This window comes from Rhizobium sp. 42MFCr.1 (genome assembly GCF_000377185.1).
Lineage (GTDB): Bacteria > Pseudomonadota > Alphaproteobacteria > Rhizobiales > Rhizobiaceae > Rhizobium > Rhizobium altiplani.
Genome location: NZ_KB897835.1, coordinates 1 through 21838, shown reverse-complemented (window position 1 = coordinate 21838; position 21838 = coordinate 1). Strand labels below are relative to the sequence as shown.

Annotated in this window: 17 protein-coding genes and 1 pseudogene; 13 read left to right on the top strand and 5 right to left on the bottom strand. The window is 60.9% G+C overall.

The window, feature by feature from the left end:
* Positions 1 to 4 precede the first annotated feature (4 nt).
* The 8 genes from C934_RS0117770 to C934_RS0117735 all read left to right on the top strand — a co-directional run bounded on the left by C934_RS0117770 (position 5) and on the right by C934_RS0117735 (position 8740).
* Positions 5 to 772 carry a 3-hydroxyacyl-CoA dehydrogenase gene (locus C934_RS0117770; RefSeq protein WP_018858001.1) on the top strand — a complete coding sequence of 256 codons (768 nt, stop codon included), beginning with the start codon at positions 5 to 7 and terminating at the stop codon, positions 770 to 772.
* A gap of 25 nt (positions 773 to 797) precedes the next feature.
* On the top strand, positions 798 to 1985 hold the full coding sequence (locus C934_RS0117765; RefSeq protein ID WP_018858000.1) for an acetyl-CoA C-acyltransferase: 1188 nt from the start codon (positions 798 to 800) through the stop codon (positions 1983 to 1985).
* Between the two features lie 22 nt (positions 1986 to 2007).
* Positions 2008 to 3135 carry an acyl-CoA dehydrogenase family protein gene (locus C934_RS0117760; protein ID WP_018857999.1) on the top strand — a complete coding sequence of 376 codons (1128 nt, stop codon included), beginning with the start codon at positions 2008 to 2010 and terminating at the stop codon, positions 3133 to 3135.
* Positions 3136 to 3203: 68 nt separating this feature from the next.
* Positions 3204 to 4436, top strand: coding sequence for a thiamine pyrophosphate-dependent enzyme (locus C934_RS0117755; RefSeq protein WP_018857998.1), 1233 nt, complete (start codon positions 3204 to 3206; stop codon positions 4434 to 4436).
* Between the two features lies 1 nt (position 4437).
* Positions 4438 to 5451: an alpha-ketoacid dehydrogenase subunit beta gene (locus tag C934_RS0117750; protein WP_018857997.1), complete on the top strand. Its 1014-nt coding sequence runs from the start codon at positions 4438 to 4440 to the stop codon at positions 5449 to 5451.
* A gap of 3 nt (positions 5452 to 5454) precedes the next feature.
* Complete coding sequence (locus C934_RS0117745; RefSeq protein WP_018857996.1) at positions 5455 to 6711, top strand: dihydrolipoamide acetyltransferase family protein; 1257 nt, start codon at positions 5455 to 5457, stop codon at positions 6709 to 6711.
* 5 nt (positions 6712 to 6716) lie between these two features.
* Positions 6717 to 8114, top strand: coding sequence for a dihydrolipoyl dehydrogenase (gene lpdA / locus C934_RS0117740; RefSeq protein ID WP_018857995.1), 1398 nt, complete (start codon positions 6717 to 6719; stop codon positions 8112 to 8114).
* Between the two features lie 101 nt (positions 8115 to 8215).
* Positions 8216 to 8740: a hypothetical protein gene (locus C934_RS0117735; RefSeq protein ID WP_018857994.1), complete on the top strand. Its 525-nt coding sequence runs from the start codon at positions 8216 to 8218 to the stop codon at positions 8738 to 8740.
* Positions 8741 to 8759: 19 nt separating this feature from the next.
* Here C934_RS0117735 and C934_RS0117730 read toward each other — a convergent pair whose 3' ends face one another.
* Together C934_RS0117730 and traA are read right to left on the bottom strand one after the other, a co-directional pair.
* On the bottom strand, positions 8760 to 9812 hold the full coding sequence (locus C934_RS0117730; RefSeq protein ID WP_442965926.1) for a LacI family DNA-binding transcriptional regulator: 1053 nt from the start codon (positions 9810 to 9812) through the stop codon (positions 8760 to 8762).
* 80 nt (positions 9813 to 9892) lie between these two features.
* Complete coding sequence (gene traA, locus C934_RS0117725) at positions 9893 to 13150, bottom strand: Ti-type conjugative transfer relaxase TraA (protein ID WP_018857992.1); 3258 nt, start codon at positions 13148 to 13150, stop codon at positions 9893 to 9895.
* 282 nt (positions 13151 to 13432) lie between these two features.
* Here traA and C934_RS0117720 point away from each other — a divergent pair, with 282 nt between their 5' ends.
* Together C934_RS0117720 and C934_RS0117715 are read left to right on the top strand one after the other, a co-directional pair.
* Positions 13433 to 13738, top strand: coding sequence for a hypothetical protein (locus tag C934_RS0117720; RefSeq protein ID WP_018857991.1), 306 nt, complete (start codon positions 13433 to 13435; stop codon positions 13736 to 13738).
* Positions 13735 to 15447, top strand: coding sequence for a type IV secretory system conjugative DNA transfer family protein (locus C934_RS0117715; protein ID WP_018857990.1), 1713 nt, complete (start codon positions 13735 to 13737; stop codon positions 15445 to 15447). Before C934_RS0117720 ends, C934_RS0117715 begins: the two co-directional genes overlap by 4 nt.
* A 214-nt stretch (positions 15448 to 15661) precedes the next feature.
* Here the strand turns inward: C934_RS0117715 and istB are convergent, their stop codons facing one another.
* From istB to C934_RS35690, 3 genes and pseudogenes are all read right to left on the bottom strand, one after another.
* A complete protein-coding gene (gene istB / locus C934_RS0117710) occupies positions 15662 to 16462 on the bottom strand; it encodes an IS21-like element ISSme2 family helper ATPase IstB (RefSeq protein ID WP_018857989.1) in 801 nt (266 codons plus the stop codon).
* Entirely contained in the window at positions 16462 to 17748 is a 1287-nt protein-coding gene (gene istA / locus C934_RS0117705) for an IS21 family transposase (RefSeq protein WP_018857988.1), read from the bottom strand. The genes istB and istA overlap by 1 nt, the downstream gene beginning before the upstream one ends.
* A 148-nt stretch (positions 17749 to 17896) precedes the next feature.
* A pseudogene (locus tag C934_RS35690) lies at positions 17897 to 18013 on the bottom strand (antirestriction protein ArdC); the annotation flags it as partial.
* A gap of 141 nt (positions 18014 to 18154) precedes the next feature.
* Between C934_RS35690 and C934_RS0117695 the strand changes: the two are divergent.
* From C934_RS0117695 to C934_RS0117685, 3 genes are read left to right on the top strand one after another with little or no spacing between them, the layout of a single operon-like run.
* Positions 18155 to 19387, top strand: a complete 1233-nt coding sequence (locus C934_RS0117695) for a site-specific integrase (RefSeq protein ID WP_018857987.1) — start codon at positions 18155 to 18157, stop codon at positions 19385 to 19387.
* Positions 19384 to 20748, top strand: coding sequence for a tyrosine-type recombinase/integrase (locus C934_RS0117690; RefSeq protein WP_018857986.1), 1365 nt, complete (start codon positions 19384 to 19386; stop codon positions 20746 to 20748). The genes C934_RS0117695 and C934_RS0117690 overlap by 4 nt, the downstream gene beginning before the upstream one ends.
* Positions 20745 to 21749, top strand: coding sequence for a site-specific integrase (locus tag C934_RS0117685; RefSeq protein ID WP_018857985.1), 1005 nt, complete (start codon positions 20745 to 20747; stop codon positions 21747 to 21749). The genes C934_RS0117690 and C934_RS0117685 overlap by 4 nt, the downstream gene beginning before the upstream one ends.
* Positions 21750 to 21838: the final 89 nt, after the last annotated feature.

Sequence of the window (21838 nt, the reverse complement as noted above, 5' to 3'; positions counted from 1 at the left end):
ACCGATGCTGATCCGTGAAGGAAGCTTTATCGTTACCGGTGGAGGTTCTGGCCTGGGCGCTGCCACGGCGCGCATGCTGGCTGAGAACGGCGCGCGCGTCATCATCGCCGACCTCAACGAGACTGCCGGCGAAGCGATCGCCGCGGAACTCGGGGTGAACGCAAGATACATCAGGGCCGATGTGACAAGCGCCGGGGATGGTGCAGCTGTCGTAGCCGCCGCGATGGAGGCCTTTGGCGGCCTGAGCGGGCTGGTGAACTGCGCCGGCGTGGCGCCGGGCGAGAAGATCATCGGTCGCAACGGCCCCCACGACCTCGACAGCTTCGTGCGCACGATCACCATCAACCTCGTTGGCACGTTCAATATGATCCGATTGGCGGCATCTGCCATGCAGCAGCAGGACCCGGACGCTGAGGGGGAGCGCGGCGTCATCGTCAACACCGCATCGATCGCGGCCTTCGATGGACAGGTTGGACAGGCCGCATACGCTGCGTCCAAGGGTGGCATTGCCTCGATGACGCTTCCGATTGCACGCGAGCTTGCCCGCCATGGAATTCGGGTCGTGTCGATCGCCCCGGGCATCTTCGAGACGCCGATGATGGCCGGCATGCCACATGAGGTGCAGGAAGCGCTCGGCAAGAGCGTGCCCTTCCCGCCGCGCCTCGGAAGGCCTGCGGAATTTGCGGCGCTGGTGCGCCATATATGTGAAAACAGCATGCTGAACGGCGAGGTCATTCGCCTCGACGGCGCATTGCGCATGAGCGCGCGCTAGCGCGTTTTGACCCGGAGACTTGAACATGGCTTTGCAGGACCCTGTCGTCATTGTCGGAACGGCGCGCACGCCGATCGGCGGCTTCCAAGGCGAACTCAAAGGGGCAACGGCGCCCGACCTCGGTGCCACCGCGATCCGCGCGGCACTTCTACGAAGCCGTGTGGAGCTGGATGCCGTCGACGAGGTCGTCTTCGGCTGCGTGCTCCCGGCCGGCCTCGGCCAGGCGCCTGCCCGGCAGGCGGCGATCGGCGCGGGCCTGCCTTTCTCGACCGGTGCAACCACCGTCAACAAGATGTGTGGCTCCGGCATGAAAGCCGTCATGTTGACACATGATCTCCTGGCAGCGGGCAGCGCCACGATCGGCGTCGCCGGCGGCATGGAAAGCATGACCAACGCGCCCTATCTTCTCGATCGTGCCCGTGGCGGTTACAGGCTCGGCCACGGACGCGTCATCGATCATATGTTCCTCGACGGGCTGGAGGATGCTTATGACAAGGGACGTTTGATGGGCACCTTCGCCGAGGATTGCGCCGAAGCTTACCAGTTCACGCGCGAGGCGCAGGACCATTATGCGGTGACATCATTGACCCGAGCGCAAGAGGCGATCCACACCGGCTGCTTCGAGGCCGAGATCACGCCAGTCACGATCGCTGCGGGAAAGAGCGAACAAACGGTCAGCCGGGACGAGCAGCCGGGCAAGGCGAAGATCGACAAGATCCCGCTCCTCAAGCCTGCCTTTCGTGACGGCGGGACCGTGACAGCTGCCAATTCCAGCTCGATTTCCGACGGTGCGGCCGCCCTCGTGCTGATGCGTCGTTCCGAGGCCGAGCGCAAAGGACTGGCACCGCTCGCGACCATTACTGGACACGCCACACACTCGCAGGCGCCCAATCTCTTTGCTACGGCTCCGATCGGCGCCTTGCAGAAGCTCTCCGATCGCACCGGCTGGCCGCTCGAGACCGTCGATCTCTTCGAGATTAACGAGGCCTTTGCGGTTGTCGCCATGGCTGCGATGCGCGACCTCAGGCTACCAGAGGAAAAGGTTAACGTGCACGGCGGAGCCTGCGCTCTTGGCCACCCGATCGGCGCATCCGGCGCGCGTATCCTGGTCACGTTGCTTGCCGCCCTCAAACGCTACGACCTGAAGCGCGGGATGGCAGCTCTGTGCATTGGCGGCGGCGAAGCGACCGCCGTGGCCATCGAGCGGCACTAGAGCGGACAGCAAGGAGGCAAGCATGGTTCTTTCCGATCTCCAGCAGCAAATTCGCGATCTGGCACGCGATTTTGCCCGCGAGCAACTTGCCCCTGGTGCGGCAGCACGTGACCGGGAACACAGGTTTCCGCGCGAAGAGCTGAGCGAGATGGGCGAACTCGGTCTGCTTGGCATGCTGGTTCCCGAGGAATATGGCGGCTCCAATACCGGAACGCTCGCTTATGCAGCAGCTCTCGAGGAGATCGCTGCAGGCGACGGGCCATGCTCGACCATCATGAGCGTCCACAGTTCGGTCGCATGCGTGCCGATCCTGAAGTTCGGCACCGAGGAGCAAAAGCAGCGTTTCCTGCCGAAGCTTGCCAGCGGCGAATGGATTGGCGGCTTTGCGCTGACGGAGCCGCAAGCAGGTTCGGAAGCGTCCAACCTGCGCAGCCGCGCGCGCCTCGATGGCGATCACTACGTGCTCGACGGCGCCAAGCAATTCATCACGTCGGGCAAGAACGGTCAGATGATCATCGTTTTTGCGGTGACCGATCCGGATGCCGGCAAGAAGGGGATTACCGCCTTCATCGTACCGACCGACACGCCGGGCTACGAAGTCGTCCGCGTCGAGGAAAAGCTTGGCCTGCATTCGACCGACACCTGTCAGATCGCCTTCAGCAGCATGCGCATCCCGGCCGAATTGCGGTTGGGTGCGGAGGGCGAAGGCTACCGGATCGCGCTGGCAAATCTCGAAGGCGGTCGCATCGGCATCGGCGCTCAGGCTGTCGGCATGGCACGCGCCGCTTTTGAGGCAGCGCGCGACTATGCACGCGAACGCACGGCTTTCGGCAAGGCGATCATAGAGCACCAGGCGGTCGCCTTTCGCCTCGCCGATATGGCGACCCAGATCGAAGCAGCGCGCCAACTCGTCTTTCACGCTGCGGCACTGCGCGACAATGGCCTGCCGTGCCTCTCCGAAGCATCGATGGCCAAGCTCTTCGCGTCCGAGATGGCAGAACGGGTCTGTTCGGATGCGATCCAAATCCATGGGGGCTACGGTTATATGGCGGACTATCCGGTCGAGCGCATCTATCGGGATGTGCGCATCTGCCAGATTTATGAAGGCACAAGCGACGTGCAGAGAATGGTGATCGCGCGCAATCTATAAGAACAAGAACTGCGGCGTTCCTCTTTGAGGAGAGAAGCGAGCACCGCAGTTGGGAGGGAAATTACGATATGACGGACACAGCTCAACTGAGCCTTCATGTGCCGGAACCTGCCGTCCGGCCGGGCGGCCTACCCGACTTCTCCAACGTGAAGATAGCCAAGGCAGGCGTGGTGCCGCGCCCCGAGGTCGACGTTGCGCCGGAAGAGATCCGCGACCTCGCCTACTCGATCATTCGTGTCCTCAACCGCGAGGGAGAGGCTGTCGGCCCATGGTCGGGCATGCTCTCCGACGAAGAGTTGCTGATCGGCCTGCGCAACATGATGAAGCTTCGCGCTTTCGATGCTCGCATGCTCATGGCACAGCGACAGGGCAAGACGTCCTTCTACATGCAGCATCTCGGCGAGGAAGCCGTCAGTTGCGCCTTCCGTAAGGCGCTTCGCAAGGGCGACATGAACTTCCCGACCTACCGCCAGGCAGGTCTCCTGATCGCCGACGATTATCCGATGGTCGAGATGATGAACCAGATCTTCTCGAACGAAAGCGATCCGTTGCGAGGGCGCCAGCTGCCGATCATGTATTCGTCGAAGGAACACGGCTTTTTCACCATCTCGGGCAACCTCGCCACCCAATATGTCCAGGCGGTCGGCTGGGCCATGGCGTCGGCCATCAAGAACGACAGCAGGATCGCGGCTGCCTGGATCGGTGACGGCTCGACGGCGGAGTCTGATTTTCATTCCGCTCTCGTGTTTGCCTCTACCTACAAAGCCCCGGTCATCCTCAATATCGTCAACAATCAGTGGGCGATTTCGACATTCCAGGGGATCGCCCGCGGCGGCTCCGGCACGTTTGCAGCGCGCGGACTTGGTTTCGGCATTCCGGCCCTGCGCGTCGATGGCAACGACTATCTCGCGGTCTACGCCGTCGCACGTTGGGCAACCGAGCGGGCACGGCGAAACCTCGGACCTACCCTGATCGAATATGTCACCTACCGCGTTGGCGCCCATTCGACTTCTGATGATCCGAGCGCCTATCGGCCAAAGACGGAGTCCGAAGCCTGGCCACTGGGCGATCCGGTGCTGCGCTTGAAAAAGCACCTGATCATCAGGGGCGCATGGTCGGAAGAGCGGCATGTCCAGGCCGAAGCGGAAATCATGGATGAGGTGATTGAAGCCCAGAAGCAGGCCGAGCACCACGGCACGCTGCATGCAGGGGGCAAGCCCTCGGTGCGAGACATCTTCGAAGGCGTCTACGCGGAAATGCCGCCACACATTCGTCGCCAGCGGCAGAAGGCAGGTTTCTGACATGGCCAGGATGACGATGATTGAAGCGGTGCGCAGCGCCATGGACGTTTCGATGGCCCGCGACGACAACGTGGTGGTGTTCGGCGAGGACGTCGGATATTTCGGCGGCGTGTTTCGTTGTACCCAAGGACTGCAGGCGAAGTACGGCAAGACAAGATGCTTCGACACGCCGATCAGCGAGTCCGGCATTGTCGGCACCGCGATCGGCATGGCGGCCTATGGTCTCAAGCCCTGTGTCGAGATCCAGTTCGCGGACTACATGTATCCGGCCTACGATCAGATCACCCAGGAGGCCGCTCGCATCCGCTATCGCTCAAACGGCGATTTCACATGTCCGATCGTGTTGCGAATGCCCACTGGCGGCGGCATTTTCGGCGGCCAGACTCACAGCCAGAGCCCGGAAGCATTGTTCACACATGTCTGCGGCTTGAAGGTCGTCGTACCCTCCAATCCCTATGACGCGAAGGGGCTGCTCATTTCCTCGATCGAGGATCCGGATCCGGTGATGTTCCTGGAACCGAAGCGGCTCTACAACGGGCCATTTGATGGCCACCACGAGCGTCCGGTCACGCCATGGTCGAAGCACGACCTCGGAGAGGTGCCCGAGGGCCATTACTCGATCCCGATCGGCAAGGCCGACATCCGGCGCTCGGGCTCAGCCGTGACGGTCATCGCCTACGGCACGATGGTGCACGTGGCGCTTGCCGCCGCCGAAGACACGGGCATCGATGCCGAGGTGATCGATCTGCGCAGCCTCTTGCCGCTCGACCTCGATAGCATCGTGCAGTCCGTCAACAAGACCGGGCGCTGCGTCGTCGTCCATGAGGCGACCCTGACGTCAGGGTTTGGCGCAGAGATCGCATCTCTCGTGCAGGAGCACTGCTTCTACCATCTCGAAGCGCCGGTCATGCGCGTTGCCGGCTGGGATACGCCCTATCCGCATGCGCAGGAATGGGACTACTTCCCCGGCCCCGGACGGGTTGGACGGGCGCTTGCCGAAGTCATGGAGGCCTGACACATGGGCGAATTCACGATCAAGATGCCCGATGTCGGCGAAGGTGTGGCGGAAGCCGAGCTTGTTGAATGGCACGTCAAGGCGGGCGACCCGGTCAAGGAGGATATGGTCATCGCCGCCGTCATGACCGACAAGGCGACGGTCGAGATCCCTTCGCCCGTTACGGGGACCGTCGTCTGGTTGGGCGCTGAAGTTGGCGACAAGATCGCCGTCAAGGCCCCGCTTGTCAGGATCGAGACTGGCGATGGCGAGACGACGGGCGACGTGAAGGCACCTCCTGCCGAGGCACCGGCGAAAGCTGCCGACAGTCCACCCCCTGCCGTCGATCCGGACACCCGGCCGGTCACCAAGGCCGCGATTGTGCTTCGCCCCGAGGCTCCGGCGCCGACAGAAAAGCCGCTGGCATCACCATCCGTGCGGCTCTTTGCAAGGGAAAGCGGCGTTGACCTGCGCCAACTCAAGGGATCGGGACCCGCCGGCCGCATTCTTCGCGAGGATGTCGAGCTATTTATCGCGCGCGGCGAAGTGCCGTCCCAACCGGTAACGATCGCCAAACGGACGTCGACCGAGGAGATCAAGCTCACCGGCCTCAGGCGCCGCATCGCCGAAAAGATGTCGTTATCGACCTCTCGCATTCCCCACATCACCTATGTCGAGGAAGTCGACATGACGGCGCTGGAGGAATTGCGGGCCACCATGAACCGCGACCGCAAGCCGGAACAGCCGAAGCTCACTGTCCTGCCGTTCCTGATGCGGGCAATCGTGAGGGCTGTCGCCGAACAACCGAACGTGAACGCGACCTTCGACGACGACAAGGGCATCCTCACCCGGCATGGCGGTGTCCATATCGGCATTGCCGCGCAGACGCCCGCCGGGCTTGTCGTCCCTGTTGTCAAGAACGCGGAGGCGCGTGGCATCTGGGATTGCGCGACCGAAATGGGCCGCCTGGCGGATGCTGCGCGCGCGGGCACCGCGACCCGCGATGAATTAAGCGGTTCGACCATCACCATCAGCTCGCTTGGGGCGCTTGGCGGCATCGTCTCGACGCCTGTCATCAACCACCCGGAAGTCGCGATCGTTGGCGTGAACAAGATCGCTGTGCGCCCGGCCTGGGACGGCACCCAATTCGTGCCGCGCAAGATGATGAATCTCTCCTCGAGTTTCGACCACCGCATCATCGACGGATGGGATGCCGCCACCTTCGTCCAACGTGTTCGGGTCCTTCTCGAGACGCCCGCCCTTATCTTCATCGAAGGCTAACATCCATGAAAGAGATCGTCTGCAAGCTTCTCGTCATCGGCGCCGGGCCGGGCGGCTATGTCTGCGCCATCAGGGCCGGACAACTCGGCCTCGATACCGTCATCGTCGAGGCGGGCAAGCCCGGCGGCACCTGCCTGAATGTCGGATGTATTCCGTCAAAGGCGCTCATCCATGCGGCCGAGGAGTTCGGAGCCACAAGACAGATGCTTGCTGGCAAGAACGCAATGGGCATTCGTGTCGAGGCTGCTTCGATCGACCTTGCAAGAACCATCGCCTGGAAGGATGGGATCGTCGGTAGACTGAATGGAGGCGTCTCCGCCCTGCTGCAGAAGGCCAGGGTCAAAATCGTTCACGGCCGCGCGGCCTTCCGCGACGGCAAAACCGTGGAGGTCGAAACCGAGGTCGGCACGCAGGTCGTTCGTGCCGAGACGGTGGTGATTGCTACGGGTTCCGAACCTGTGGAACTCGCAGCCCTGCCGTTCAGGGGTCGGGTCATCTCGTCCACGGAGGCGCTCTCGCTGGCCGAATTGCCGAAGAAACTTGTCGTCGTGGGTGGTGGCTATATCGGCCTCGAACTCGGTACGGCATTTGCGAAGCTGGGGTCGGAGGTAACGGTCGTCGAGGCGATGGAGCAGATACTGCCGCAATATGATGCCGATCTCGTGCGGCCGGTTGCACGACGGCTTGGCGAACTTGGCCTTCGGGTCCTGACAGGCGCAAAAGCGAAGGGCCTTTCGGACGACGGCAATGCGCTGGCCGTCGAGACGTCGGACGGCCAGCAACAACTGCTTCCCGCCGACCGCGTGCTGGTGGCCGTGGGTCGCCGCCCCAAAGTATCGGGATCGGGTATCGAAGAGCTCGATCTCGATCGTACAGGACCATATCTGCGTATCGACGATCGCTGCCGCACCTCGATGCGGGGCGTCTATGCGATCGGTGATATTACCGGCGAGCCAATGCTGGCCCATCGCGCCATGGCGCAGGGAGAAATGGTTGCGGAGATCGTTGCCGGCAAGCAGCGTGCCTGGGACAAGCGTTGCATCCCGGCGATCTGCTTTACCGATCCGGAAATCGTAACGGCAGGACTTTCGCCGGAGGAGGCGCGCGCCCAAGGCTACGCGATCCGGGTCGGTCAATTCCCGTTCAGCGCAAACGGCCGCGCAATGACGATGGTGTCTGAGGAAGGCTTCGTGCGGGTCGTGGCGCGTGCGGATACCGGTCTCCTTCTTGGTCTGCAGGCCGTCGGTGCGGGTGTCTCAGAACTGTCGGCGAGCTTTGCGCTGGCAATCGAGATGGGCGCACGGCTGGAGGACCTCGCGGGCACAATCCACGCGCATCCGACACGGAGCGAGGCCGTGCAGGAAGCAGCACTGAAGGCGTTGGGGCACGCGCTGCACATCTGATACGATTTTTCCGCAGGAACGGCTTGGGAGGCGCGATATCGGTTTGGCCACGCCGCACAATCTGATAGCAAGCGCGCTCCACCGTCACCGGAGCAGTTGAGATGGCCGCCGCATTGTATCGAGACTACATCGTTGACCTGAAAGCCAGGATCGATGACCTGCACACCAACGCGGAGAGCTATCAGAGCTACGCGTTGACGATGGAACTGCTGGCCCAAAAGAACCTTGTCAGCTACTCCGCAAAAAAAGCGAAGGGGCAAACGGAAGGCCTCTCCTATCGACGCGACTTTACGACGGGGCAAGCTGTCCGGATGCAGCAGGAAAGCGCCTATGCGCTGTTCAGCGGGTTCTTCAATCTCGGCCAGTTTCTGGCCTTCACCGGACAGGGGCGCGAGCAGAATGCCAAACAGTTCGCCGAGCTTCTAACCGATAATTGGCAGTACCCGACCTGTGCGGTGCATTTTGACTACCGTCGGAAGGGACAACCAAAGACAGCGTCCACCCGGATGCACTTTGTCGGATTAAATGGGGAGGCGGAAGCCACATCCTACGAGCAGACGGCTCGAACGGACAGTTTGGTGCTGCGCAGACCTTTTGCATCTGCTCTGTTCTGGGAATGGAAATAACGCGGCCGGGCAGATCGACTTAGCCGCCTCGAATCGAGCCGCGCCAAACCAGTTCGGCATGAAGTCTGATCGACTGCTCGTGGACGGCGCCATCATTGTCCGGCTGCGAATGCGAGAGCCAGTCGATCGCCTTGGAAGCTATCGCTGAAACCGGCTGGGCGAAGGTCGTCAGGTCATACGAGGACCATGAGGCCTGCTCGATGTTGTCAAAGCCTGCAATGCACAGCTGGTCTGGCACCGATATCGAAAACTGGTGGCGGGCGGCGTCCATGAACCCGCATGCGAGGAGGTCGGTCGCGCAGAAGACGGCATCCGGGCGCTCCGGGCGCGTCAACATTCGCTGTGCGAGGAGTTTTCCCGCATCGTAACCCGTCCACCCATGACGCTCGACAGAAACCTCCATTCCGAGCGCACTCGCCGCCGCGACGAATCCCCGCTCACGAGCCATCAAGCTTGGTGTTCCGGCTTCCGAGTTGGCAAAAGCCAGCTTCCGGCATCCAGCTCTGACGAAGGCCGTCACCACCTGACCGGCCGCCTCGCGATCATCAAGATTGATCCGCAATGGACCGGGCTGTTCGTCATCGCGATTGATGAGGACAAGCCGCTGTCCGCTTCGCAGACAGAGTTGTGCGATGGATTTGTCCGGCATTCCGGACAGGATGATCGAAGCATCTGCTCGATAGCGGATCGCTTGGCGAAGGGCTTGGTCCACGCTGCCGTCCGAGCGGTCCGTGTTGATCAACATCGCCACCTTGCCGGCATTCTGCAACAACATTGTCAGTTCGCGTAGCAAAGCAGAACGATTGGGTGTCGCCACGTCGGACACGATGAGGCAAACAATGCCGCTTTCATTGCGCATGAGACCGCGGGCAAGAGCATTTACGTGATAGCCGAGCGTTTCGGCTGCCTCGAGCACCCGTCGCCGGGTCTCGGGTGAGACGCTGGCACCTGGCGTAAACGTCCGCGACACAGCGGATCGTGAAACCCCCGCTCTATCAGCGACTTCTTGCGCACTTACGAACACCTTCTCCGACACGCGTTCCCGTCCCCCACCCACATGAAGTCTGCACATTGCTGAACGGCGCACAAGTCGAGTTTTTGCCTTCCGCCATGAACATCTGGTGACAGCCAGCGCGTTCGGCATTGTCGACGCTACATCCCCAATCGCAACCCCTTCCTCCGTGAAAGCGAGCGCTTCATCTCACTCTGCTGAGTGAGTTCGGCCCGATGGCTACGATCGGCGAGGCGCACGACGTCGCGGATGCGCTCGATATCGCCAGTCTGATTGAGCCCAGCCCGCCTCAGCTGCTCCGCAAGATCCGACGGATTGGCGCGACCGAAGCGTTTTTCGATCGCACTCGCCGTCTCACTTGCCTCGTCGAGCGCCTTGGAGCCCTCGATCGTTACCTTTAGCTGTGCAACGAACGCCCCCTTTTCCGCGTAAGGCAAATCATCGAGCTTCCGAAGCAGCGCCTCGGCATGGTTGCTGAGACCAGGCACGTCGATCACATCCTGCTTTTCTCGCCTCCATTGCTCGGAACTGCATTCCGCCTCAAAACGGCGTTGCCAAGTCTTTCCGGATTGTTCGACACGAAACGCAAGCGCGTTGACTAGGGCAAGTGCCTGTCGGCGCTCGGCGTTCTCTCCGAATGTTCCTGTCCTTCCGACGAGAGTGCCGACTGTCTCCGGTGTGGAGCGAAGCTGTTTCCCGAGTTCAGCAGGGTCTACGTTTCCTTCGACAATGCGGCCCCGCAACCCGTCAATGACGGCATGTGCGTTGGAGTATATCCGTCGGGCAAGCAACTTCGCGGATTCCCAATCGCGTTCAAATACCGGCATCGCTTTCAAGCGTGCGACGTCATCCACGCTGTTCTCATACTTCGCGATTGCCGGGATTAGCACCGGACGATCATGACCGTGGTCAAGCCTCTCAGGGCGGACGCCGCCTTCACACACTTTATGACCACTCAGCGACGGCGTTTCGTGCGTGGGCGCGACAGTGTGCCCAGCCGGAACGGACCGCTCCTCCTTCTCGGCCTCACCGCCCTTGCCATGGTGATCACCTATGCCGCGTCGGCCGGCAACCGATGGGGCATAGTCGAGCGTGGTCTCCTTGGCCCCTGACCTGCTGAGTGTCTCACTCAAGGACCGCACCGTCTTGAACTCGTCCAACCCCGCATAAAGCTGCGCTTTCTCACGATGACGGGTCATTGCGACGTAGGCCAGATGTCGGTCCATGGTCCTCGATGCCAGAACGAAACTGCAATCCACCGTCGACCCTTGGGTCTTGTGGATTGTTGTCGCGTAGCCGTGATCAAACGCCTGATAACTATTCACCAGCATGGTCACGCAGCGTTGGCCATTTGCCGCCTGTGCGCTTCCATCAAGCCGGACTTGTATTGCGTCCGGCGCGACAGATATCACTTCACCCAACATGCCGTTCTTGACGCCGAGGTCGCGATCATTTTCCAGAAAAACGATCCGATCGCACCGGGCGAAGGCGCGTATCCCGTTGTTCGTCCGGTAAGTGAGTTCATGACCCTGAACGTCCGATCCTTTAGCGCCTTTCGCAAGGCCACCACGCTCCTGTAATGCTGCCCGTATTCCAGCATTGATCGAAGCCACGTCCTTGCGACTGTGCGCCATCGCAATGCGTGTAGCATCAGGGTTTGCCGATCGGTCAGCAACATAATCCGCAATGATCGCCTTCAAAGCATCCTCGCGGCTTGCCTTGAGATGAAGATTTCCGTGTGCGTTGTAGGCTGACAGCCCAGCAGCGGTCCGGTGAGAGGCAAAGTCGATTGAGGCCCGCTTTTGCCAATCCGATCTTTGCCTGCGAACTTCAGAAAGCTGCGCATGTCCAACCACTTTTGCGATTGCTCGAAACGGCGCTCCTGCTCCAATCGCCTGGAGCTGTTCATGGTCTCCGACAAGGACGAGTTTTGCTCCAGCCTCTCTGATCTCCTCGACGAAGCGCGCAAGCTGCCGGCTTCCAATCATTCCGGCTTCGTCGATGACGAACACATCCCTCGATTTGGGGCGACTGCGACCGGCCTGCCAACTGTATTCCCAGGACGCAAGAGTACGGCTCACTATGCCTGACGATTCCTCCAATCCTTCCGCCGCCTTGCCGGCAAGCGCTGCCCCGTGAACACGATAGCCCTGAGCCTCCCAGGCCTGCCGAGCGGCTGCCAGCATCGTGCTCTTGCCAGCACCGGCCATGCCGAGCACCACTGCGATCTGACCAGGCGCGGTGACATGTTCGATCGCACGACGCTGTTCGCCCGACAGGCCCTGCCCCGATGATGCACCGCTCGCCTTGATCAGCCGGTCCTGATCGAAAATCGCTTTTTCAACGTGCCGCTTCGAGACCCAGTGCTTTTGACGTCCTTTCATGGCCACCACCGAGGTTGCCATCGCACCCTCGACCGCAACCATCTCCATCGTCGAATAGCGTGCCTCTCCGCTGCCGCCGCGATCCGCTGTTTCAGGTTTCAGTTCGACCAGTGCCTTGGACGACATGACTGATGCAAAGGCATTCTGGAATGTCTGCGGATCATCATTGATGTAGCGGTGCAGGGCCCTGGCAATGTCGTAACGGTTGAAGACACTCTTCTCGTTGGTGATAAGCTTCAGAATCTCTTCGGGACGCCGGCGAATGGTTTCTGCATTTCGATCGGCCGATTGCGGAGCGATGCGGGCACGCGAGACTTGCCCACCTTGGCGATCTATCTGGGTCGCGTGAACACCGACATGTTCGGTCGGCTCGATCGTCAGCCCAGCCTCCAGGTGCGAGCGGTGGTCAATGCGAACATCGACGCTTGCTTTCGCAAGATGCCGATTGGCGAGGTGCTCCCAGGCTTGCCGGAGCTCCTGCAGCTGCAACTGCGACGGGAGCATATGGTTGGCGAGAAGCCATCGGTTCTCTCGCTCAAGCAGCGTCTTATCGCCAAGGCCACACTCTTTCACCTCTCGGGTCGTCATCATCAGATGCGCGTGGCAGTTGCGCAGATCGCTTTTGACGTCGGGCTGATGGATTGCGAAATCGACGGCCGCGCCATAGCGATTGGCGAGATGCTGGGCGAGCGCACGGGTCAAAGCCAAGCGCTGATCTGGATTGAGCTCGTGCGGCAGCGCGATCTCGAATTCCCGGGCGATACGCGCGTCGTTTCGCTTCTCCGCACGCTCGGCTGCGTTCCACAAGACCGATCGCTTCATTGCCCAATCAGCCGACACTTCAGCGGGCAATACGATCTCGGCATGCTCCACACCCTTTTTGTTGGTGAAGTCATGGGTCATCCCGTCGCGCTCATTGGTGAGCCGCGCCGCAGCACGATAGGCGGCGGAGGCGACAGCACTGCGCCCGCCACTGCGAGCGATAGCCTTCATGCTGAGATGGTAGATCGCCATAGTCCTCCTTTTCCCGCGGGGTCTGCCGGCCCGCGCACTGAGTTGCCCCGCAACTCGTAAGTGCGCCCTTGTGCCCTCGTCGGCTTGCCTCCTCCGGCCCTGGTGGGAGCATGCAGGCGATGCCCGCGACCAGTGTCACGGTAGCCTGCTGCATGCATCTACCCGCAGATTTGCGAGTTGCCCGAGCCCACCGGTTCGATGAGCCTCATGGCCGCGCATTCATCGCGGACGACACCTGGCCGGACATGCGCTTCAGCAACAGTTCAAAGGGGAGACAGCAACGTGGCACGCAAATCGATCGGCGAACGGCTGGCGCAGCTGGAAGCGCGGCGAAAGACACTGCAGATCCGCCTCAGCAAACAGGAGCGCAGCATAGACACCCGGCGCAAGGTGCTGATCGGCGCCCTCATCCTGCATCGGCTGACCAACCGTGATGTGCAGATATCGGAAGGGCTCGCCACGTGGCTCAGATCCGAACTGCCGAAGTTCCTGGTCCGGGACGCCGACCGGCAACTGTTTGACGACCTGCTAACGGTGCAGACGCCGACCTCGGGCACCCAGACCGTTGACAGTGAGGTAGGCCAATGACCCAGTTTGCTCTCGTCAAACGCGCTGTGGCAAACATGATGCGCATGGCGGCGCGCGACCCGTTATGGGCGATCGTTGCAATGATCACGTTTCCGTTCCGGTACGCGAAGTCGTTCGCCATGCATGCGATGAGCTATGTATCGATCATCCTGATCGTTTCAATCGGGATCGACTATCTGACCTGGCGCCTTCCCGGCAGCAGCGAAGGAGGCATCCTCGTCCTTGTCGGCAACTGCGTGTTTTTCCTGTTTGCTCTGGCGTTGCTCATGCGGATGCTGTCGGCTCCCCTGATCACGCATTTTGGAATGGCAATTGTCGACACGCATGGCTCGGCGCGCCTGGCCAGCAAAACGGAAATCAAACCGCTGACGCAATCACCTGACGGCCTGCTGATCGGCCGCGCGCCTGGCTCGGGCCGGCTTCTTCGCTATGACGGACCGGCGCATCTCATCACGATGGCACCGACCCGCAGCGGCAAAGGTGTCGGGACGATCATCCCGAACCTGTTGACGGCAGATCGTTCGATCATCTGCGTCGATCCGAAAGGCGAGAATGCAAGGGTAGCGGGCGATGCACGGCTCCGCTTCGGACCGGTTCATATCCTCGATCCGTTCGGCATTACCGGCAAGCCATCGGCTGCCTTCAATCCTCTCAGCGGCTTTGACCCCGACGGTATCGATGTCGCCGAGGACGCGGCCACGCTTGCCGATGCGCTCGTATTCGACGAGCCAGGCCTTGCGGGCGATGCTCACTGGAACGAGGAAGCCAAGGCCCTGATTGCGGGACTGCTCCTCCATGTCGTTGCAACCCAGCCCGACGACAGGCGCACGCTGACGATGCTGAGGCACATGCTGACGCTGGCGCCAGAAGCGTTCCGCATCCTGCTCGACGAGATGCAGGACAGTGATGCGGTCAATGGACTGATCGCGCGTGCGGCAAATCGGCATCTAGGCAAGTCCGATCGTGAGGCAAGCGGCGTGCTTTCGGCCGCCCAGCGGCACACGCATTTCCTCGACAGCCCGCGCATGACCAACGTGCTATCGCGCTCGGACTTCCGGTTTGGCGATCTGAAGGCAGAAAAGGCGACCGTCTTTCTGGTGTTGCCGCCGGACAGGCTTGCGGCCTATTCGCGCTGGCTGCGCCTGTTGATCTCCCAGAGCCTGATCGAGATGGCGCGCACGCCACCTTCGTCACGTTCATCGGCGTCAGTTTCATCGGCGCCACGTTCGTCGGCACGACCCGTCCTATATCTTCTCGATGAGTTTGCAGCCCTTGGCCATCTGGCACCGATCGAACGGGCCATGGGGCTGGTGGCGGGGTACGGCGTGCAGCTCTGGCCAATCGTCCAGGACATTCATCAGCTACGCGCCACCTATGGCCAGCGCGCCGGCACGTTCTTATCGAATGCCGGCGTGTTGCAGGTCTTCGGGGTCAATGATCATGACAGTGCCCGGCTGGTCTCCGATCTGCTCGGTGAGGAGACTGTCGTGTTCAATACACTTGCGCGCGCACTCGATTCCGAAAAGACCGGTCTCTCATTTGCCGAGCAGCATGTCGCCCGCCCGCTTCTGACACCCGATGAGGTCCGCAACCTGCCCGCCAGTGTCGAGATCCTGTTCATCGCCGGACAACGGCCGATCGCTGCCGGAAAGCTCAGATACTACGCGGACCCTGAATTTGCGGGACTGTTCGAAAAGCAGCAAAGCTGAGATGAGGTGGCGCTCTCCGGCGTGCCGTTTTCTTCATTACACTCCAAGTCCGAGACGTCAGTATCTTGGCCAAGCCGCGAGCAGCGGTCATCGCCCGCGAATTTAATCAGAAGTCCTGGAAATCTTGCGCTGACCAAAGAACGCACTGAACAAGTAAATGGTGTCAAGCGAAGTGAAGATTTGACCCCGTAGGCGAAACGAAGAACTGACCCCTTCATTGATTTGCTGTTTCGTTTGTCTCGAGCGCCGTTCCGGCCTTCTGCAGAAGGCCGGAACGGCGCTTTTCGCGAAGCCTGTAGCTATCACCTCGGATGGTGATCACTGTCGAATGGTGCAGCAGGCGATCCAATATCGCGGTGGCGACGACTGGGTCTCCAAAGACGCTTCCCCACTCTCCGACCGATCGATTTGAGGTAATCAGGATCGATCCCTTCTCGTAGCGGCGAGAGACCAGTTGGAAGAACAGGTGGGCCGCGTTCGCTTCGAAGGGCAGATATCCGAGTTCATCGATGATGAGCAATTTCGGCCGTGACAGGATCGTCAACTGCTTGTCTAAGGTTCCGTCGTTGTGAGCCTTGGCCAACATGGCGACAAGGGTTGCTGCCGTCACGAACTGGACATTGTAATTTTGGCGGATCGCTTCGCGGCCGAGACTGACGGCAAGATGAGTTTTCCCTGTTCCAGGTGGCCCCAGGAATAGGACAGTGTCGCCGTGAGCGATCCAGCGGCAGGTCGCCAATTCTCTGATCTGTCCGCGATCCACCGATGGCTGTGCCTCGAAGTCAAAGCCGTCGAGTTCACGTACGAAGGGGAACTGCGCCAGTTTGCTCGACATGGAGATACGCCGCTCGTCGCGCCGGGCAATCTCGCGCGACACCAGGAACGCCAGTGCCTCGCGCAGTGTCATTTTCGAGCGGGCGGCCTCATCCAGCAGGCTGTCGAGTTGATCACGGATTGCTGTCAGCTTCAGGCGATCGAGCGTCGCGATGAGTAAATCATTATCCACGGTTGTCATCACCAGCCACCTCCAACCACAGCCTCGTATTCCGCAAGCGGTCGCAGCAGGGCTGCTGGAGCCGTCTCGACTGGAGCGGAACGGACCAACCCTTCGGTACCCGCAACGCCGACAAAGTGGACCCGGTCCACGATCCGTTGTCGCCGTCCCTGGCAGAGAGCATGATCAGCTACGACATGGCCGGCGTGGCGGACGATGACACGACCCGCCAGCACAACGACCTGGACGCTTTCGCCGATGAGACGCCAGGGTACGGAATAACTGTTCGTGTCGAGATCGATGGCGCAGTCCGCCTGCACCTTGCGCACGAGATCGCGCAGCTGTCCAAATGGTGCACGGCCTGACAACGGCCGCAGGGCATCGACCTCGCCGGCGAAGCGCTCAATTGGAGGCTCACCAGTCGTGCCGTGGTCGCGCTGATCGGCGACTTCACGTATCCAACGATCCAAATGTGCCTCGAAGGACGCCCAGCTCTCAAACCGGCGACCTGCGATGGCGTTCTTCTTGACGTAGCCGACCCCGCGCTCGTCCTTTCCCTTTGTCCGGGCCCGGTATGGAGCGCAAGCGCGTGGCACGAAGCCCCAGTAGCGCGCAAATGCCCATAGCCGTGCATTGAAGCGAACCTCCCGACTGACCGCGTCGTGATGCTCGACAAGCGCCTTCGCATTATCCAGTAGAACCTCATTGGGAACGCCGCCAAACCGAAGAAACGCGCCTTCCATGCCCTCGAACCAATCGGTCTGTCCTTCTCGCGGTGAGGCACGTATATGGATGCGTCGGGAATAGCTCAGCGTGGCGACAAAGACGTTTACCCGGATTCGTTCGTCGCCAATCCAGACACGCGTCTGCCCAAAATCAATCTGTAATTGGCGGCCTGGCGGTGTCTCGAACCGGACTGTTGCCCGCTTCTGCGCTTTGAGTTCGCGCCGCCATTCCCGGACCCGAAGCTCTACAGAGCGCAACCCGATGATAATTCCATGCTCGCTGGCCAACTCCTGCCGGATCACATCGGCATTGCCGTCATGCCGGAAGAAGCGTTCGCGGAGCCAATCATCCAAGCCATCGAAAGCAGTGCGGCGAACCGGCTTTTTGAATGGCGTGGCTCCACCCTCTCGCAGATATCGGCGGACAGTGTTGCGAGCGCAGCCAAACTCTTTCGATAAACGCTTGGCACCCCAGCCAAGCTCGTGCAGCCGCAACATGGCCACCACCTCATCTGCCTGAAGCATATCTTCGCCCTGCATTGTCCGCGACAATGCAGGATGCGCTGAAATCAAGCTCGTCATCCATCTCTCCTCGTTGTGAAACGAGGGGGCAGTTCTTCATTTCGTTAGGGGGTCAATTTCTCACTTCGCCTGACAAATGGGAAGGACCCCGCTCGGATTGGGCGGAGTCCTGCTTTCCATTCGGCATCCTCAGGCGTGAAAGGGCGGCTCACGCCGCCCCCTCGTCTGCGAACCGTGGTTGCAAATGGTGCAGGTAATCGACGGCACGCTGCGCCTGTGAAGCGGCTGTGAAGATCGCGCGCTTGTCGCCGCTGAGCACCGTCAGTTATCCGCAGCAGCCCATAATGTGAAGGAACGCGGCTACAACGCTTGAAATCCGCGGGATCCAGCTTTCGTAGACGGGATTTGCTCAGCATTATTTTCGGTCGAACCTTTGCTGTCATTTTGACCAGCAAAGGAAAAAATAATGTTGAATGCCGATTACGAACCTATCTCCAAGCTCAGGATTTTGCTGACCGAGCAACGATACAGCCCTGTAGTGATCGGGAACTACTGCGCGTACGCACGTGGGTTTCTCGACTATCTTGCCCAGCGTGACCTTCCAATCATGGATGTGTCGGAAGATCTGGTGGCTCAGTACCTGCAATATGCGATTGCGATGTTCCGCGAACGCCGTGGCTGTTCACCGGGGAAGAACTGGCACTCGATTCCGCGTTCTGGAATCCATGCATTGCTGCGACTCGCACAGGGGCAGTGGCCATCCGCGCCGAAAGCGACCTGCGCTGCCGACGCACTGCGCTTTGCGATCTGTGAGGAATACGAGACCTGGCTGCGCGAGGAACGAGGTCTTGCTGCGGCCAGCATCGACGCGTTGATGTGGGAGGGCCGGAACTTTCTGGCCTGGCAGCTCGATCGACACGGCCCCGACAGTCTGATGACAATGACCGTGGGCGACATCGACTGCTACATGGACACGCGCAGCCGTCACCAGACGCGCAAGTCGGTGAAGGATGTGGCGGAGCGACTTCGTTCGATGCTGCGCTATCTCCATCGGACGGGGCGCACTGCGATCGACTTGTCGCCGCACGTCGTCGCCCCCTTGCTCTATGCCTATGAGGGAGTGCCTTCGATCCTTACGCCGGATCAGGTCGCTGCGGTTCTGCAGGTCTCGGGGGAGGACAAGACGCCGGTGGGGCTGCGCGATCTTGCCATCCTGCAACTGCTTGCGACCTATGGCCTGAGATCGGGCGAAATCTGCAATTTACGGATCGAGGACATCGACTGGCGTACGGAAGCCATCCGCATCAGGCACACCAAGACCCGGGCATACTCATTCCTTCCCTTGATGGCGCCGGTAGGTGAAGCGGTGCTCGCTTATCTGCAGGCGGGGCGGCCTGTGACCGATGCCCGAGAAATCTTCGTCCGCACACGTGCGCCCTATCGCAAGCTCGGCTTGCTGGCCAGCATGGTGCGGCGGCGACTTGAGGATGCCGGAATTAAGCCGGCTGGCAAGAGCGGTTCCCATATCTTCCGCCACGCACGTGCAGTCGAAATGCTGCGCGCCGCTGTGCCCCAGAAAGTGATCGGCGACCTGCTCGGGCATCGCTCTGCCGAATCCACGGCTCCCTATCTGAAGCTTGCCACCGAGGATCTCCGGGCCATCGCGCTCGACGTGCCGGGACAGGAGGTGCGTTCATGACGATGTGGCCCGACCCTAAGCGCCAGTTGATCGCGCGCTACATTGCAAGCCTCAACCTGCGCACCACGAATAGCCGCATTTACTACAGGCAGGCGCTCAACATCTTCCAGGATGTCGCCGAACTTCACGCCAAACTCGACAAAGACATGCTGGTGGCATGGTTGCAGGTATCGTCGGGCCGGTGGGCCTCGACGACACGGCTGCACCGCACCCGGATTATCGATCGGTTCCTCGATCACCTTGAGGAAACCGGAGCGATCGAACGCAATCCCGTCGCCGTGCTGCGTGAAGCTTGCAATATCAAGCAGTGCATGCCGGTGTGGCGGGCGCTGGCCTCCCGCGATCCGGATAGCGCGCTTGCCGAACTATACCAGCCCAGGTCATTCGGCAGTGTGCTCGGCGAAATGATGGCCGATCACGTCACGCTGATGCGCAACCGCGGTTACAAATACACCTCTCAAACGGTGTGGCTCTCGCGGTTCGACCGGTTCCTGCAGTTGAACCCTGCGCTTCAGGGGCAGCCAATCGCGGTGATGCTCCAGTACTGGTCTGCGGCAAAAACAACGCGCAATCATCCGAACGAGTGCGAAATGCTGAAGCGGGTCCTTGCGAGAATCCTCCGCCACCAGGATCCATCAATCCCACCCCGCCGACCCGACCCACGCCCGGAAAAGGAAGTGGCCAAGCAATGGCGCAAACCGCATATTTACACCCCGGCCGACGTGAGGCGTATGCTCGATATCGCCCGTTCTTACCCCTCGCCACGGGCGCCGCTTCGGCCATTGAGCATCTACACGATGCTGCTGGTCGCCTATTGCGCGGGGCTGCGGCGAAGCGAACTGGCCCGCCTCGATCTTGGTGACGTTGACTTCCAGAGCGGCACGATCACGATCCGCCAGACCAAGTTCTACAAGACCAGGATACTGCCACTTCCCGACAGCGTGATGGCGGAGCTTCGAGCATATATCGACGCGCGACGCCGCGCCGATGGATCTCATGATCCGCGCTCCGGCCTGTTCTGGCACGAGCAGCGTGGTGACCGCTACACTAAAGAAACAGTCGCCTGGTTGCTCGTCGACGTCATACGCCGGGCCGGGTTGAAACCGCCTCAGGGACGAACAGGGCCTCGCCTGCACGACCTGAGGCACTCGATGGTCGTGAACCGGATCCTCGAATGGTACAAGGCGGGGATCAACCCTCAGGATCGTCTCCCGTTCCTCGCTACCTATCTTGGCCACCGGGACATCAACTCGACCCTAGTCTACATCACCGTTACGCAGGACCTTCTGCATCAAGCCAATGAGCGGTTCCGCGTGCTTGGCGCGCCATGCCTCAATATCGGGCCGGAGGTACGGGCATGACCAAGAACAATCGGTTCCCACACCTGCTGCGCGCGTTCTTCTACGAATGGCTGGCCGAACAGCGCAACGCCTCCATCCATACGGTGCGTTCGTATCGCGATGCCTGGCGGCTCTTCCTCCGGTTCGTTGCACAGCGCTCAGGCAAGAAGGTGGCGATGATCACGCTGATCGATCTGACCGCTGGAGAGGTCATCGCGTTCCTCGGTCACGCCGAACACGAACGCGGCGGCACGATCGGCACGCGCAACTGCCGGCTTGCAGCGATACGCAGCTTCTTCAACTTCGTTGCGACCAGGGATCCCGGATTGATCGCGCAGTGCGTCGAAATCCTCAACATCCCAATAAAGCGCGGACCGGTGTCGGAACCCTGTTATCTGGACCCCATCGAAGTGACGGCGATCCTGGCTCAGCCTGATCGTTCGACACTCGAAGGGATGCGCGATCACGCTTTGCTCTCGTTGCTCTACAACAGCGGCGCGCGAATACAGGAAGCGCTCGACCTGTGCCCCGATGCGATCCGGTTCGAAAGTCCAAGCTGCGTGCGGCTGACCGGTAAGGGTCGAAAAGAACGTATCTGCCCACTCTGGCCGGAAACCGTAATGTTGTTGAAGAAGCTGCTCGAACGTCAACCGCGGGCGCCAGACCAGCAACTGTTCGTCAACCGCTATGGCGAACCGCTCAGCGCGTCGGGGGTCCGGTTCAAACTTGCCGCCTATGTGAGGGCGGCGGCCGAGACCACGCCAACACTACGCGACAAGCATGTGACACCTCACGCCTTCCGGCACGCAACCGCTGTGCACCTCATATCGGCGGGCATCGACGTCACGGTTATCCGTAGCTGGCTCGGTCATGTGAGCCTCGATACCACGAACCACTATGCCAGAGCCAACCTTGAAACGAAGCGCAAGGCATTGGAGCAGGTCAGCGCTCCCGAAACACCCGGCCATCAGCCCTCGTGGAAGCGCGATGCGAGCGTTCTCGCCTGGCTCGACACGCTCTGAAATAATGCGGAGGAATGTGGTCAGAAACCCTGGCCTTCAGCCAATCTGGTCGCATTCCTTCACATTATGGGCTGCTGCGGATAACTGAC